Raw genomic sequence first — 13,492 nt, forward strand, 5'->3', positions numbered from 1 at the left:
TGTTGACTGTTGACTGTTGACTGTTGATTGTTGACGACTGACTACTGACTACTGACTTCAATCTAAAATCTAAAATCTAAAATCTAAAATCGATTGACTCTTTTTCGTTTTTTGGGTGAGACTCTGCAAATCTGTAGAAATTTCCACTGACGGCGAAATTGGGTTGTCAAGTTGACGAGTTTCGGGTCGAAGACTGGCGACAGAAGCAGCAGTTCGTTTCGCGATATCGTCCAAACTTTCCGGCTTCTGCACTCGTTTCCCATCCTTGACAACCAACTCCATTAATGGTAAGTAAGAATCGCAATTGTGAAGAGTTTCTGCTGACAATCCCAAACAATCTCCGAGAATTTGCCCATTTTCAATATGTCTAAAAATTTGCTTTCTTCCTGGATATGTTACCTTGCCGCTTGCCTCTTTCATCACCGGAATTCCGTCAATTTCCACCAACTTATAAACACCGTTCACAGGGGAACCGCTGACCAACTTCGTTCCCAAACCGTAACCGTCAATGCAAGCACCGCTACTTTTTAATTTAGCAATTTCTCGATCGTCCAAATCGCCGCTAGCAAAAATTGGAACCCCAGGCAGGATCGATCGAACTTCCCGCGACAGCACCGCCAAATCGCCCGAATCCAGGCGCACGCCTTCCAACTGCATTTCACCGCTGTTTACTCGATCGGCCAACATCCGCGCCGCCGCCACAGTATCATAAGTATCGATCAGCAGCGGCGCCCCCGGAAAATAGCGGTGAAAAGCTGCAAACGCCTGATTCTCGCTGCCTTCGAGGGCAGCAACAGCCATTACCAAAGCATGGGCGATCGTACCGACAGGCTTGCGGCCCAACTTCAAAGCAGCCAAAACATTAGAAGTTCCATCAAACCCCGCAGCCAGGGCCGCCCTAGCCGCCCAAACAGCAGCTTGAGGCCCAAAAGCCCTGCGCGTCCCGAATTCCAGCAACTTAGCCTCCGGGCCCGCCGCATCCCGCAGCCGCGCTGCCCGCGTCGCAATCAAAGTTTGATAATTTATGGCATTCAATAAATAAGTTTCCACTAACTGAGCCTGCCACAGAGGAGCCTCAATTCGCAGCAGAGGCTCGTTGGCAAACACCGCCGTCCCCTCCGGCACCGCCCAAACATCGCCAGTAAAGCGGGCTGTGGCGAGTAAAGTCCAAAATCGCTCTCCTGCACCGGCAAAAATTCCAGTGGACTGCAAAGCCTCAATTTGCGCCGGCGAAAACCGAAATTTTTCCAAATAATCGATAACTTGCGCCAAACCCATCGCGATCGCGTAGCCAAAACCCTCTGGCAGCCTGCGCGCGAATAATTCAAAACTCGCGGCCCGCCCATCGAGTCCTTCCCCAACGTAACAAGCGGCCATCGTTAGCTGGTAGAGATCGGTCAAAAGGCTGTAATCTGCTGAAGAAACCGTCAGTTCCCGGTCTTCTAATATTTCTTCAAAACCTGTGAGCTGCAGGCTTTCTGTCGCAGTTTCCATAAGAAAAACCCCGGACAAACTTCTTTTTTTTAATTATAGTGAATAATACCATATCTTTCTATAAAATTTTGATAAAGATTCCAGATATTGTCGGAAAAATTCGCTGATTATGCCCTTTAACACCTGATTTAGGTTAATTTATACATTAATATTATGGTAAAATCAATATAAATACTTACTTTAACAAACTCAGGAATTAACCACAAACACTCAAGCGTTGCGGGTTTTGTGCGAAAATATTTTGTTGCAGCCTTTGAATAGAGTGAGACAACCCGGTTTTTGAGGGTCGGAGGGCGATCGCGAGTGCTTGAGTTGAGCAAGGAAAAATCTACCAGCAAAAGGTCGATCGTCCAATAATGCGTAATGTCTCAAACCTTCAGCTTGCTTCATTGTTGCAGACCAATAAGTAATTCAAATAAATATTGCTAAACTCATCCACTGGCCAAAAATTCGAGTAATATTAAAAGTATCAGAACCCAGACAAGAGAGGCAGATTCTATGAATCTTTCTAAATCTTTGGCAAACGCGATGCGTTACGTCTCGGAAGCAGCGGTGCGGATTTTTAGCCCCAGCGATGACAACTATCCAAATAGTGGAGTTCAACCTTTTGAGGGTAAGCTCTCCAAAAGTTCTAAATCGAGAGAATGAACAGCCATTCAGGCATTTTCTAGTGAGTTCGGCACACGCATTCAGTTTAACAGTCAACAGTTAAAAATTAACTGTTGACTGTTAACTTTTGACTTTGACTGTTAATAGTAATTGTATGTGGGGTTTCTCTTCGTTCTACCCAATCTACAATTACCAATCATCAATTACATTGAACTTCCACAATTGACAAAAGGTATATTCAGTGTAGAGTAAGCTTTTGAAATAAAGATTTTTGCCCCCGGTTTACTGCGTATAAATTAGAGAAACACCAAGCCAAACTAGAATTTTTTGTTGCACAAGGGTTGGTTCAGTAATTTTATCAAAAATCAAACTATATAACAATCCTTGCAGGAGTCGTAAATGTTTTACCCCACCTCCTTGGACAAATCCCACCACATTTTAAGTTGCTACTTCGATACCTTAGAGTAATTCTACTCATTGACAAAAGTGTTTTTAGCTTAACTGGTGACCAATGTGTAGGGACTGGCCGCGGGCGATACCTAGCCGAAAGTTCGGGTCATTCCCCCGTCGGAAGATCGGCTGCAAGCTGGTCTTTTTGTTAGCTGAAAACTCTACTGCGGGTTAGGGTATTACCAGGGTTAATTGCCGTAAAGTGATTTTACAGGCAAGCTGCAAACAGGAGTGAGAACATTCAAGTAATTGCACGGAAGCTTTGAACGTTTGTTGGGAAATTGTTTGGGCCTCAATTAACTTGCAATGAATTTCCCCTTCAAATACACCCCTGCTTAAAGCCGCGATCGCACTCTCGAAAGGACTAGCTGATGCAGGTAAAACAAAACAAACTTTTCACTACTGAAGCGATCGATCGCTTATCTTCACCGGAACGCCTCGACGAAATGATGCAGGTGGTTAGTCCTCGATCGTGGCTGCCACTAACTGCTATTGGCTGTTTAGTTGCCGCTGCGGGGGTTTGGAGTGCGATCGGGCGAATTCCGCTGACTGTTTCCGGTCAAGGCGTATTGCTTCTGCCCCGCCGCGTCGTGCAATTTCAAGCTGCTAGTTCCGGCCAATTAGTAAAGCTGAATATCAAGCCGGGAGATGTTGTTAAACGGGGTCAAGAAATCGGCAGAATTGATAAACTATACCTCAAGCAGCAGCTAGAACAAGAAAAAGCCAAATTAGCCCAACTGCAAGGGCAAAAACAAGATACTAATAAGCTGCAAAAACAGCAAATTGCCCTGGAATTAAAAACCCTCGAACAGCAGCAAAAAGACCTTCAAGAAAGCTTGAATAGAGAGTCAGTTGCACCGATACTGCACCAGCAAAGTATGGCGGCATTAGAGCAAAAACGCCAAAGCTTGGAAGAAAGTTTGCGCCGAGAACAAATTGCGCCGGTACTGCGACAGCAAACTCTGACAGCATTAGCAGAAAAACGCCAAAGTTTGGAAGAAAGTTTGCGGCGAGAACAAGTTGCACCGATATTGCGGCAGCAAACTCTGGCCGCGATCGCCAAAAAACGCGACAGTCTTTTGCAGCGAAAACAGCACATCACTTCTTTGGTGGAAACTTTACAGCAGCGGTTTGAAACTCGTCGCATTCTTTACGAACAAGAGAGGGCGATCAGCGAGGATGTAATGCTGCAAGCGAGACAGGAATTCGCGGACTCTCAGATGCAACTGGCGGATATTGAAACGCAGTTAAAGGAACTCGACGTTCAGAAAACTAATAGCGATCGCGAATTCCTGCAAAATCTCAATAAAATTGACGACCTCAAAAACAGCAGGCAGCAACTCAAGGTTGAAGCTACCAATACCGAACGGGAGTACCTGCAAAATCTCAACCGCCTTAACGAAATTAAAAACAATCTCCAAGAACTTAAAGTTCAGAAAAGTAACACCGAACGGGAGTACCTGCAAAACCTGAACAAAATTGACGAAATCAAAACTAAGATTAAAGACATGGAAACCCAAGCGGTCAAACTTGCTCAACAAGATTTAGAGAAGTCGATCGCCCAAACAAATCAAATTCAGGAAGTTAAACGCAAGATTGCCCACTTGCAGAATCAGTTGACAGCCGACAGCAAAATTACCAGCCAATACGACGGCCGCGTTTTAGAAGTTAGCGCTGTTGCAGGTCAAATGCTGAACATCGGTACAAGGATCGGGACAGTTGAATCTCAAAATGCTCGCGAAAAAATGGTCAGTCTTGTTTATTTTGCTGACAGAGATGGCAAGCGAATTAAACCGGGAATGACTGTACAAGTTACCCCTAGCGTCGTCAAGCGGGAACGCTACGGCGGCATTGTCGGCAAAGTAACCCAAGTTTCTCCTTTTCCGGTTACTAATCAAGATATGTCGGCAATTATCGGCAATGAAAATTTGGCTGACAGCATCGCGAAAAGCATCGCTGGTGGCGGTGCTACCGTGCAAGTTTTTGTGGAATTGCAGCCAGATCCGAACACTATCAGCGGTTACAAATGGTCTTCCTCGAACGGGCCTCCTCTCAAGATTTCCCCCGGTACTACTGCGCTAGTTCGGGTTCAAATCGGGCAGTTAGCGCCGATTTCTTACGTGATTCCTATTTTTCGATCTTTGACAGGAGTTTATTAACAGTTGACAGTTGACAGTTGACAGTTGACAGCGGTCACGCTCGCTTTCTCGTTCCCAGGCTCTGCCTGGGAATGGCGATCAAGAGGCTCTGCCTCGCACCATGCGTTCCCAGGCTCTGCCTGGGAACGAGAGTTAAGGAGAGTATTAGTCAGCATTCATCAGTCATTTTACCCATTAATAGCCGATGAGAATTCCCTGGATTGACAAGTTTTTTATGCCGCGCAAATTAAGGCGAGTTCGTACTCCCACCCTGTTACAAATGGAAGCAGTAGAATGCGGTGCTGCTGCTTTAGGAATTATTTTGAGTTACTGCCAACACCCAGTACCTTTAGCCCAATTGCGAAGCGAGTGCGGCGTTTCTCGCGATGGCAGTAAAGCTTCTAATATCCTTAAAGCAGCCCGAATTTACGGCTTAGATGCTAAAGGGTTTAAAAAAACTGTCGAAGAGTTGAAAGCTGTACCGCCACCTTTTATTGTTTTTTGGAATTTCAATCACTTTTTGGTGGTTGAGGGGATGAAGAAAAAGCGCGTTTACCTCAACGACCCCGCATCGGGGCCGAGGACTGTTTCTTTAGAAGAATTTAAGTCTGCTTATACTGGCGTTGTTTTGACTTTTGAGCCTGGGCCGGAGTTTAAAAAGGGTGGGAAAAAACCGAGTATTGCCCGTGCTTTAGATTCCCGATTGCAAAGTTCGCGCTGGGCGATCGCATTTTGTTTAATTGCTGGTTTATTACTGACTGTTCCCCGTTTGGCTGGCGCGGCATTTACGCAAATTTTTGTAGATGAAATTCTCGTCGAAAACCGTCACGAGTGGCTGCGACCTTTAATATTGGGAATGCTGTTTGCGGCGGCCGTTCAAGGGCTGCTAGCCCGAATGCGACTTTTCTATTTGCGGCGGCTGGCAAACAAGCTTGCAATTTCGATGTCGGGACAGTTTCTCTGGCATACTTTGCGCTTGCCTGTGGGATTTTACGCCCAGCGGTTTGCAGGTGAAATTAGCAGTCGCTGCCAAGTTAATGATAAGGTTGCTGAAATTTTATCGGGCAAACTTGCTGCAACTGCGATCGACGCGGTGATGATGGTTTTCTATGCGATAATTATGGTGATGTACGACGGGGTATTGACCAGTGTTGCCGCTGTTTTTGCAGCCTTAAACTTTTTGGCACTGCAATCTTTATCCCGCAGCCGCGTCGATGCTAACACCAGATTAGCTCAGGAAACAGGTAAGGTTGGCGGTGCTGCCATCGCAGGCATTCAATCTATTGAAACTGTCAAAGCTAGCGGTTTAGAATTCGATTTATTTTCTAAGTTTGCCGGGTACTATGCGAAAATGAGCAACGCCCAGCAAGAATTGGCTATACCCACTCAAATCCTGTCAATATTACCAGCATTTTTAACGGCCTTAGCGGCAACTGCTATCTTAGTTGTCGGCGGCTTGCGGGTGATGAACGGCGGTTTGAGTATCGGGATGTTAATTGCCTATCAAAGTCTCACTCAACAATTCCTCCGACCAGTCAACAATCTAGTCAACTTTGGCAGCACTCTGCAAGAATTAGAAGCCGATTTAAACCGACTTGATGACGTTCTCCAAAACCGGATCGATCCAGAAGCAGACCGCGATTCTTTTAATAGTGGAAACGACCGCGCCGCCCTTGCACCAGATTCTTTTCATTTGCAGGGCTGGATTGAATTGCGCGGTGTCAGTTTTGGCTACAGCCGCTTGGAAGCGCCGCTAATTGAAAATTTGAACTTAACAGTCAAACCTGGTCAGCGGGTAGCGTTAGTGGGGGGCAGCGGTTCGGGCAAATCTACTATTGCCAAACTTGTTACCAGACTTTACGAACCAATCAATGGCGAAATTTTATTTGATGGGGTTCCCCGCAATTTGATTCCGCGTTCTATCCTAGCAAATTCGCTGGCAATGGTCGAACAAGAAATATTTCTATATGCCGGCACTGTTCGGGAAAATCTCACGCTTTGGGACCCGACAGTACCGGAAGCAGATTTAGTGCAAGCGTGCATTGATGCGGCAATTCACGAACTTATTTTGAATATGCCAGGAGGATACGATGCTCAACTCAATGAAGGGGGGACAAATATGAGCGGCGGACAGCGGCAGCGCTTGGAAATTGCCAGGGCATTAGTGAGGAATCCAGCGGTGTTGGTGCTGGATGAAGCAACAAGTGCTCTGGATGCTGAAACAGAGTTAATTATCGATCACAATTTGAGGCGTCGCGGTACTTCTTGTATTGTGGTTGCTCACCGTTTGAGTACGATTCGAGATTGCGATGAAATTATTATGCTTGCAGGGGGGAAGGTAGTTCAGAGAGGGACTCATGAGGAGTTGCAAAAGCTAGGAGGTGCTTATGCTCGTTTGGTTGGGAACGAACAATAAACAGCAGAAATACAGCAGTTTTTAGGTAAGGTATATAGCCCTTGTAGGGACACAGGAATAGCCATTGGTTTCAACTTCACCTGTCAGCCCGCCAACCCGGTAGTCCGCCAGGGAATGAATTCCCTGTCTAATAGCTAAAGTCCTCTGAAGAGGACTGAAATGAATGATGGTTTGATTTGGCTATTCAGTCGGTTTTAACCGACTTTAGCTATGAGACGGGGATTTTATTAATCCCCGGCGGATCTGTGGATTAGCCCGATCGATTCAATCGGACTGTCTTCTTTGAGGCAGGGCTTTAAACCCCTGCCCGACTTGATTTTACTAATCGCAAATTACTAGCTATGCTCGATCTAAATCCTGTTAAGAAACTGCACCGAATTAAAGGAAATGAACCGCTGCTGCTGAATGACCCGCATCAGGTATGGATTGTTCGATCGGGCGCGATCGCAGTTTTTGCAGCCAAAATACAAAGTGAGAAGCCTGCCGGAAACCGCCATTATCTGTTCGGCGTCGGTGCAGGCGAGGCTTTGTTCGGCGCCGCCCTGGGGTATGAGTGGGGACTTCTGGCGATCGCGATCGCCGAAACGGAACTGGGACCGATCGCGATCGCAGATTGTGCCGCTTTAGTTGCTGCTGGTGACAGCAAAACGCGATCGCTTGTGGAAGGGTGGATACAGAATTTGGGAGAACGAGTGATTCCCTACGGGATAGATGCGCTTCACGCCCCCGATGAAAAAGTTGCCCCAGAAACTGTTGTTTTAGCAGCGTCGCAGCAGATATCGCTGCAAAAAGGTCAAATGCTGCGATCGCCGCCGGGAACAGTTGTCTGGGTGCGCGTCTCGTCGGGCGATGCGAGTGTCGGGGAATTGAAGTTAAATGCCGCTTCTCCAGCCTTTCCTTTGGCTGGGAATATCCTGCTGGTGGCATCCGGGGAAGTTGAGGTGCAAATTTTCTCAACAGCAGAGGTGGAAAATGCCGACTGGCTGCGCCTGAGTTTAGCTTTGCTGCACGAGTATTTCTGCTGCTGCTTGAACTTGCTGGTTTCCCAGCAAAAAGCAGAGGAATTCCGGCGCTTTCAGGAACGAGAACAGCTAAACCGCCAAGTAACTCAGACAGCTTTGGGAGAGTTAACCGAGGTGCTGCATCCCCGGAAAACTGCCTTGTCTGAGGAAGGAACGCCGCTGTTAATCGCTGCTGGGGCTGTAGGTAAGGCACAAGGGATAACAGTCAATCCCCCGGCGGGCTCCGAAGATTTCAGCCGAGTTAAAGATCCGATGGAGGCGATCGCGCGATCGTCCCAATTTCGCACCCGCCGCGTGCTGCTGGTTGGAGATTGGTGGCGGCAGAACTGCGGCCCACTTTTGGCTTATACAAAGTCCGACGAGCGACCAGTAGCTTTGTTGCCCGGTAAGGGATCTCGTTATACTTTGTTCGATCCGATCGAGCGCAGTCGCCAACGGGTAACTAAAGCAGTAGCCCAAGAGTTGTCGCCAGAAACTCTCATGTTTTACCGACCCCTGCCGCTATTAGTTCGCAACGCTGCGGAACTGTTTAGGTTCGGGACGAAGGGCTACGAAAAAGACATGATCGCTGCTTTCGGGCTAGGGATATTGGGAACGCTGCTGGGGATGGTGACGCCGCAAGCTACCTCGATTTTAGTCAATGATGCTATTCCTGACAGCGATCGTTTGTTACTGTGGCAGTTAGGGCTGGTATTGTTAGTTGCGGCGATCGGACGGGCTGTATTTAGCATGGCTCAAACAATTATGACGCTGCGGATCGAAAATGCTGCCAGCGGCACTCTCCAGCCGGCAGTTTGGGATCGATTGCTGAGATTAAAACCGGCGTTTTTTCGCAGCTATTCTTCTGGCGACTTGCTAACTCGCTTATTAGCAGTTAATCAAATTCGCGCCCAACTCAGCGGCGCGACGCAGCGAACACTTTTGAACGCGATATTTTCCCTGCTGAATTTGGGGCTGATGTTTATTTACAGCCTGCCGCTGGCTTTAGTCGGAATTGGTTTAACTTTGCTCGCGGTTATAGTAACAGTCACATCGAGCTTGCTCTTAATCCCAAAAGAGCGGAAGATGGAAACAGGAGAAGGCGACATTAACGGGCTGACAGTAGAACTGATCAACGGAGTATCAAAGCTGCGGGTAGCGGCTGCAGAAGGGCGAGCGTTTGCAGCTTGGGCGAAAAAATACAGCCAGCAAATCAAGCTAAGAACAGGAATTAAACGAATTGACGACAGCGTTTCTGTTTTTAACGAAGCGCTGCCATTAGTTAGTTCTATCCTGATGTTTTGGTTTGCAATTCAGTTCATGGAAAACCCTAAAACAGGAGGCGACGTACTGAACATGGGCACATTTCTCGCTTTTAATTCCGCCTTCGGCACCTTTCTTTCCGGCATCACAGACTTGAGCAATACCGTAACTGATATTTTAGGAATTGTACCGCTGTGGGAGCGAGCCAAACCGATCGTCCAGGGAATCCCGGAATCTGACCCGACAAAAGCCGATCCGGGGCGCTTAAAAGGTCAAATTACTGTCGATAGGGCGACTTTCCGCTACCGGGAGGACGGGCCCCCAATTTTAGATGATGTCAGCATCAATATTCAACCGGGGGAATTTATCGCGATCGTCGGGCCGTCGGGGAGTGGCAAATCAACATTATTTCGGCTGTTATTGGGATTTGAAATAGCACAAAGCGGCACTGTTTATTACGACAATCAAGATTTAGCAGGCCTCGACGTTCAAGCTGTGCGGCGGCAGTTAGGAGTAGTGCTGCAAAACGGCAGAATTAATGCCGGTTCGATGTTTGACAATATTACGTGCGGGGCGCTGGTAACGCAGGAGGAAGCTTGGGAAGCCGCGCAAATGGCCGGTTTAGCCGCCGATATCGAACAAATGCCGATGGGAATGCACACGGTTGTCAGCGAAGGCGGCACGAATCTTTCGGGAGGACAGCGGCAAAGATTGTTAATTGCCCGCGCGATGGTTGTCAAACCAAAGGTTATCCTGATGGATGAAGCTACGAGTGCTTTGGACAACCGCACGCAGGCGATCGTTACTGAGAGTTTAGACAAGTTGAATGTGACGCGAGTTGTCATCGCCCACCGCCTGAGTACGATTCGCAATGCCGATCGCATTTATGTAATTGAAGCCGGCCGTTTGGTAGAATTTGGTTCGTTTGATGAATTGGTAAAACAGGGAGGATTATTTGCTAGATTGGTGGCGAGGCAGATAGAGTAGGTATTCAACGTACAACCATTCTCAAGAACGGGCAAGATGCCCGTTCCACAAGAAATTCACTCTTTGTGGAGCGGGCATCTTGCCCGTTCATAAAAGCCTGATTAAAAATGGTGCAACATCTCCTTTACATCCGTTACATCCCGTACATTGCTCGTTGCCGGACTGCTTATTGTTTTGTTAGCAAATCTGGCAACCACAACAAAAGTAGCAATAGCAAGCAGAGGATAACTAAGCCAACGCTAAATATTGTAGCGTTACTCATATCGGGGGCTTGCTGCATGAGGTATAGTGGCTGTATTGTATCCATAATAAATTACAGGTATTTTCTAGGAACCTAGGCTTGAATTTTCGTCCTGTCAACTTAAAATTTATGCCACAGTCAGACAGGGAATTAATTCCCTGTCTCATAGCGAAAGTCCTCTCAAAGAGGACTGAATAATATTAGATTCGGTCGCTCGACCGCAATAAGATTCGATCGATCGTGCGGACAACAGTCCGCAAAATGCTGCGTACTGTTGTCCGGACTACAAACCTTTTTAGATCGCCCTCGAATCGACCGGATCTGATATAACTTATTAGTCCTCTTTGAGAGGACTTATGCTATGAGGCAGGGGTTTAAACCCCTGCCGGACTGCCGGACTGCGGGTGTAACGTTTTTAACTTGTGTTATGAACCCAAAAGTTCCAACATCTTCGTAGGGATTGTCAAGCGCAGTTTTGGAGGCGGTTGGTTGATTGTGAGAACAGGGATACCAGCAGCCCGAGCTTGATCGACAGCATCGGAACAGCCGCCCGCGATCGCCTCTAATTCCAATTCGTTCAATTCTTCAGCGCTTGAGTTTTCTTGTTGGGATTCGGACGGTACTTTTTGGAAAAATTTATTGTTGCTTTCCATTGATGTTTTCTCCTTGCACAATTAGTGCAATTTGTTTCCAAAAGCGATTGAACCAACTCCTAGGAAAGTTGCCTGCTATCCAACTTTTTTACCCGCAAATGCCTCATAATTTATCGGAGAGAAGCGGGGGATATTATGCCAATCTTGAAACATAAAACCCAAACCGCCTGCGAGCGCATCTAATTCCAATTCGTCCAATTCTTGATTAGTTGAATTTTCCGGTTCTGATTCTGCGATTTGGGACAACTCAGACGGTAATTCTTGCGAAAATTGATCGTTGCTTTCCATCAGATGTTTTCTCCTTAGATGTTTAAACTCAGGACAAGCGCGGTCGCTTCTAGTTACAAGCAGCTCATTTCCCGAAATAGGACTGCATGTAGTTAATCAGTTGCGTGGATATGCGGGGTTTCAGATAGTCCGGCACTGGGCCTTCGATTGTGAGAGTACGCATACCACCTGCGATCGCTTCGAGTTCCAAGTCGCTCAATTCTTTATTAATTGAGCTTTCTTGTTCTGCTGCTTTTTTTATGATACTTTCACTCGACATGGAAGTTACTCCTTGTTGATTTTTTACAGCTAGGCTCTGGCTGGCCTATGCGTAAATTTAGTTTATTAAATTCCTAGGCTAAATTAGCTAGCTAAAAGTAGAGTTGTGAACCTATAAAAACAACTTAGTTTGAACTAACCTTTAGTTGAGAAGATTACCTGAACTTTTGGCTAGGTATCGCAGATCGCATACAACTATATACTGGTAACAGTCTCTTGCAATGACTAAAGCCTGCGCCCCATTACTGAGTTTCTCCAAGCGATCGCCCCAACTCCCCAACGCCCCAACACAAATCCCTCACACCGCCGATTAAATGCTAAAAAGTTTAAACTCACACGGAGCCTTGACTCATGACCCACTTTTGCCTCCTTTGTCCGGCATCCACCGGCCACCTCAACCCCATGACAACATTAGGCTGCGAACTGCTTCGCCGAGGCCATCGAGTCACCGTATTTAACCTCCTCGATGCTAAAACCACCACCTTAGCCAGTGGCTTAGAATTCCAGCCATTAGCTGAAGATGAATTTCCCGCAGGCTCAATGGCAGAAGGCTTGGGCCAACTGGGGAAACTCAGCGGAATCAAAGCCTTTCGATATACTATCAAAACATTCACCCAAATTTGGGCTGCTCTTCTGACAGAGGCTCCAACTGCCATTCAAAAAGCCGGTGTAGAAGCTTTACTCGTAGACCAACTTTCATTTGAAGGAGGAACAATTGCAGAATTTCTCAACCTTCCTTTCATCACAGTGTGCAGTGCCTTGATGGTAAATCGAGACCCTAACATTCCTCCGTTTGGTACTCCGTGGCAATACAATCCAACTTTAGCAAACCGCCTACGCAATCAAGTCACCTATCAGTTACTAAATCTGGCTGTTAAACCAATTCGAGATGTTATTGCCCAATATCGCCAAGAGTGGAAATTACCTCTGTACTCTAACCCGAATGATGGTTACTCGAAATTAGCTCAAATCACTCAACAACCCGCTGAATTTGAGTTTCCCAGACAAAATTTACCCCCGCATTTCCATTTCACTGGCCCTTATCATAATCCAGAGACACGCAAACCAGTACCTTTTCCTTTTGAACAATTAACTGGGAAACCATTGATTTATGCCTCAATGGGAACTATTCAAAATCGCTTGCTGGATGTTTTTCAAACCATTGCCTCTGCGTGTGAAGGATTAGACGCTCAATTGGTGATTTCTCTGGGAGGTGGCGCGAGTCCCGAATCCTTGCCACAATTGCCGGGAAATCCGATCGTGGTTGGCTATGCACCGCAATTAGAATTGCTGCAAAAAGCTGCTCTGACGATTACTCACGCCGGGATGAATACGACTTTGGAATCTTTGAGCAATGGAGTACCGATGGTGGCAATTCCTGTGGCGAATGACCAGCCGGGAGTGGCAGCGCGGATTGCTTATACGGGTGTTGGCGAAGTGGTTGCTTTGAAGGAATTGAGCGTTTCTAAAGTACGATCGGCAATTGTGAAAGTCCTCACCCAAGAGTCGTATAAACAAAGGGCGATCGAGATGCAAGGGGCGATCGGGCGATCGGGCGGAGTCAAGCGCGCCGCTGACATTATCGAACAAGCTGTATTGACTGGGAAGCCTGTCTTGGCTTCTAAAATCTAAAATCTCAGATGTGGAGTCAAATCTAAAATCTAAAATCTAAAATCTAAAATCCACTGATGGCT

The 13,492-nt window shown here is 46.9% G+C and carries 10 protein-coding genes; 5 read left to right on the forward strand and 5 right to left on the reverse strand.

The window, feature by feature from the left end; all coding sequences use genetic code 11:
• Window positions 1-69: 69 nt before the first annotated feature.
• Both QUA83_RS03955 and QUA83_RS03960 read right to left on the reverse strand, forming a co-directional pair.
• Window positions 70-1,494, reverse strand: coding sequence for a nicotinate phosphoribosyltransferase (locus QUA83_RS03955; protein ID WP_333291671.1), 1,425 nt, complete (start codon window positions 1,492-1,494; stop codon window positions 70-72).
• Between the two features lie 210 nt (window positions 1,495-1,704).
• Complete coding sequence (locus QUA83_RS03960) at window positions 1,705-1,884, reverse strand: hypothetical protein (RefSeq protein ID WP_333159745.1); 180 nt, start codon at window positions 1,882-1,884, stop codon at window positions 1,705-1,707.
• A gap of 108 nt (window positions 1,885-1,992) precedes the next feature.
• On the opposite strand from QUA83_RS03960, the gene QUA83_RS03965 reads away from it, so the two are divergent.
• The 4 genes from QUA83_RS03965 (at window position 1,993) to QUA83_RS03980 (ending at window position 10,358) form a co-directional block, all read left to right on the forward strand.
• Window positions 1,993-2,142, forward strand: coding sequence for an isochorismate synthase (locus QUA83_RS03965; RefSeq protein ID WP_333049849.1), 150 nt, complete (start codon window positions 1,993-1,995; stop codon window positions 2,140-2,142).
• 782 nt (window positions 2,143-2,924) lie between these two features.
• Window positions 2,925-4,712 carry an NHLP bacteriocin system secretion protein gene (locus QUA83_RS03970; protein ID WP_333291673.1) on the forward strand — a complete coding sequence of 596 codons (1,788 nt, stop codon included), beginning with the start codon at window positions 2,925-2,927 and terminating at the stop codon, window positions 4,710-4,712.
• A 214-nt stretch (window positions 4,713-4,926) separates the two neighbouring features.
• Window positions 4,927-7,107 (forward strand): NHLP family bacteriocin export ABC transporter peptidase/permease/ATPase subunit, encoded by a 2,181-nt coding sequence (locus QUA83_RS03975; RefSeq protein ID WP_333291676.1) that lies wholly within the window; start codon window positions 4,927-4,929, stop codon window positions 7,105-7,107.
• A 341-nt stretch (window positions 7,108-7,448) separates the two neighbouring features.
• Window positions 7,449-10,358 carry an NHLP bacteriocin export ABC transporter permease/ATPase subunit gene (locus QUA83_RS03980; protein WP_333291678.1) on the forward strand — a complete coding sequence of 970 codons (2,910 nt, stop codon included), beginning with the start codon at window positions 7,449-7,451 and terminating at the stop codon, window positions 10,356-10,358.
• Between the two features lie 666 nt (window positions 10,359-11,024).
• Here the strand turns inward: QUA83_RS03980 and QUA83_RS03985 are convergent.
• The 3 genes from QUA83_RS03985 to QUA83_RS03995 form a co-directional block, all read right to left on the reverse strand.
• Window positions 11,025-11,252 carry a hypothetical protein gene (locus tag QUA83_RS03985; RefSeq protein WP_333160279.1) on the reverse strand — a complete coding sequence of 76 codons (228 nt, stop codon included), beginning with the start codon at window positions 11,250-11,252 and terminating at the stop codon, window positions 11,025-11,027.
• A 75-nt stretch (window positions 11,253-11,327) separates the two neighbouring features.
• Window positions 11,328-11,540 (reverse strand): hypothetical protein, encoded by a 213-nt coding sequence (locus QUA83_RS03990; protein ID WP_333160277.1) that lies wholly within the window; start codon window positions 11,538-11,540, stop codon window positions 11,328-11,330.
• Window positions 11,541-11,604: 64 nt separating this feature from the next.
• Entirely contained in the window at window positions 11,605-11,799 is a 195-nt protein-coding gene (locus QUA83_RS03995) for a hypothetical protein (RefSeq protein WP_333160275.1), read from the reverse strand.
• 350 nt (window positions 11,800-12,149) lie between these two features.
• Between QUA83_RS03995 and QUA83_RS04000 the strand changes: the two genes are divergently transcribed.
• The gene (locus QUA83_RS04000) at window positions 12,150-13,430 is read left to right on the forward strand and encodes a glycosyltransferase (protein WP_333160273.1); all 1,281 of its coding nucleotides are present in this window, start codon (window positions 12,150-12,152) and stop codon (window positions 13,428-13,430) included.
• Window positions 13,431-13,492 lie beyond the last annotated feature (62 nt).

Origin of the sequence: Microcoleus sp. K1-B1, from assembly GCF_036704705.1 — a bacterium.
Classification (GTDB): domain Bacteria; phylum Cyanobacteriota; class Cyanobacteriia; order Cyanobacteriales; family Microcoleaceae; genus Microcoleus.

What these genes read in the sequence shown, in the direction of transcription:
- QUA83_RS03955 (WP_333291671.1), bottom strand. Translation starts at nt 1,494, where the DNA reads ATGGAAACTGCGACAGAAAGCCTGCAGCTCACAGGTTTTGAAGAAATA.
- QUA83_RS03960 (WP_333159745.1), bottom strand. Translation starts at nt 1,884, where the DNA reads ATGAAGCAAGCTGAAGGTTTGAGACATTACGCATTATTGGACGATCGA.
- QUA83_RS03965 (WP_333049849.1), top strand. Translation starts at nt 1,993, where the DNA reads ATGAATCTTTCTAAATCTTTGGCAAACGCGATGCGTTACGTCTCGGAA.
- QUA83_RS03970 (WP_333291673.1), top strand. Translation starts at nt 2,925, where the DNA reads ATGCAGGTAAAACAAAACAAACTTTTCACTACTGAAGCGATCGATCGC.
- QUA83_RS03975 (WP_333291676.1), top strand. Translation starts at nt 4,927, where the DNA reads ATGCCGCGCAAATTAAGGCGAGTTCGTACTCCCACCCTGTTACAAATG.
- QUA83_RS03980 (WP_333291678.1), top strand. Translation starts at nt 7,449, where the DNA reads ATGCTCGATCTAAATCCTGTTAAGAAACTGCACCGAATTAAAGGAAAT.
- QUA83_RS03985 (WP_333160279.1), bottom strand. Translation starts at nt 11,252, where the DNA reads ATGGAAAGCAACAATAAATTTTTCCAAAAAGTACCGTCCGAATCCCAA.
- QUA83_RS03990 (WP_333160277.1), bottom strand. Translation starts at nt 11,540, where the DNA reads ATGGAAAGCAACGATCAATTTTCGCAAGAATTACCGTCTGAGTTGTCC.
- QUA83_RS03995 (WP_333160275.1), bottom strand. Translation starts at nt 11,799, where the DNA reads ATGTCGAGTGAAAGTATCATAAAAAAAGCAGCAGAACAAGAAAGCTCA.
- QUA83_RS04000 (WP_333160273.1), top strand. Translation starts at nt 12,150, where the DNA reads ATGACCCACTTTTGCCTCCTTTGTCCGGCATCCACCGGCCACCTCAAC.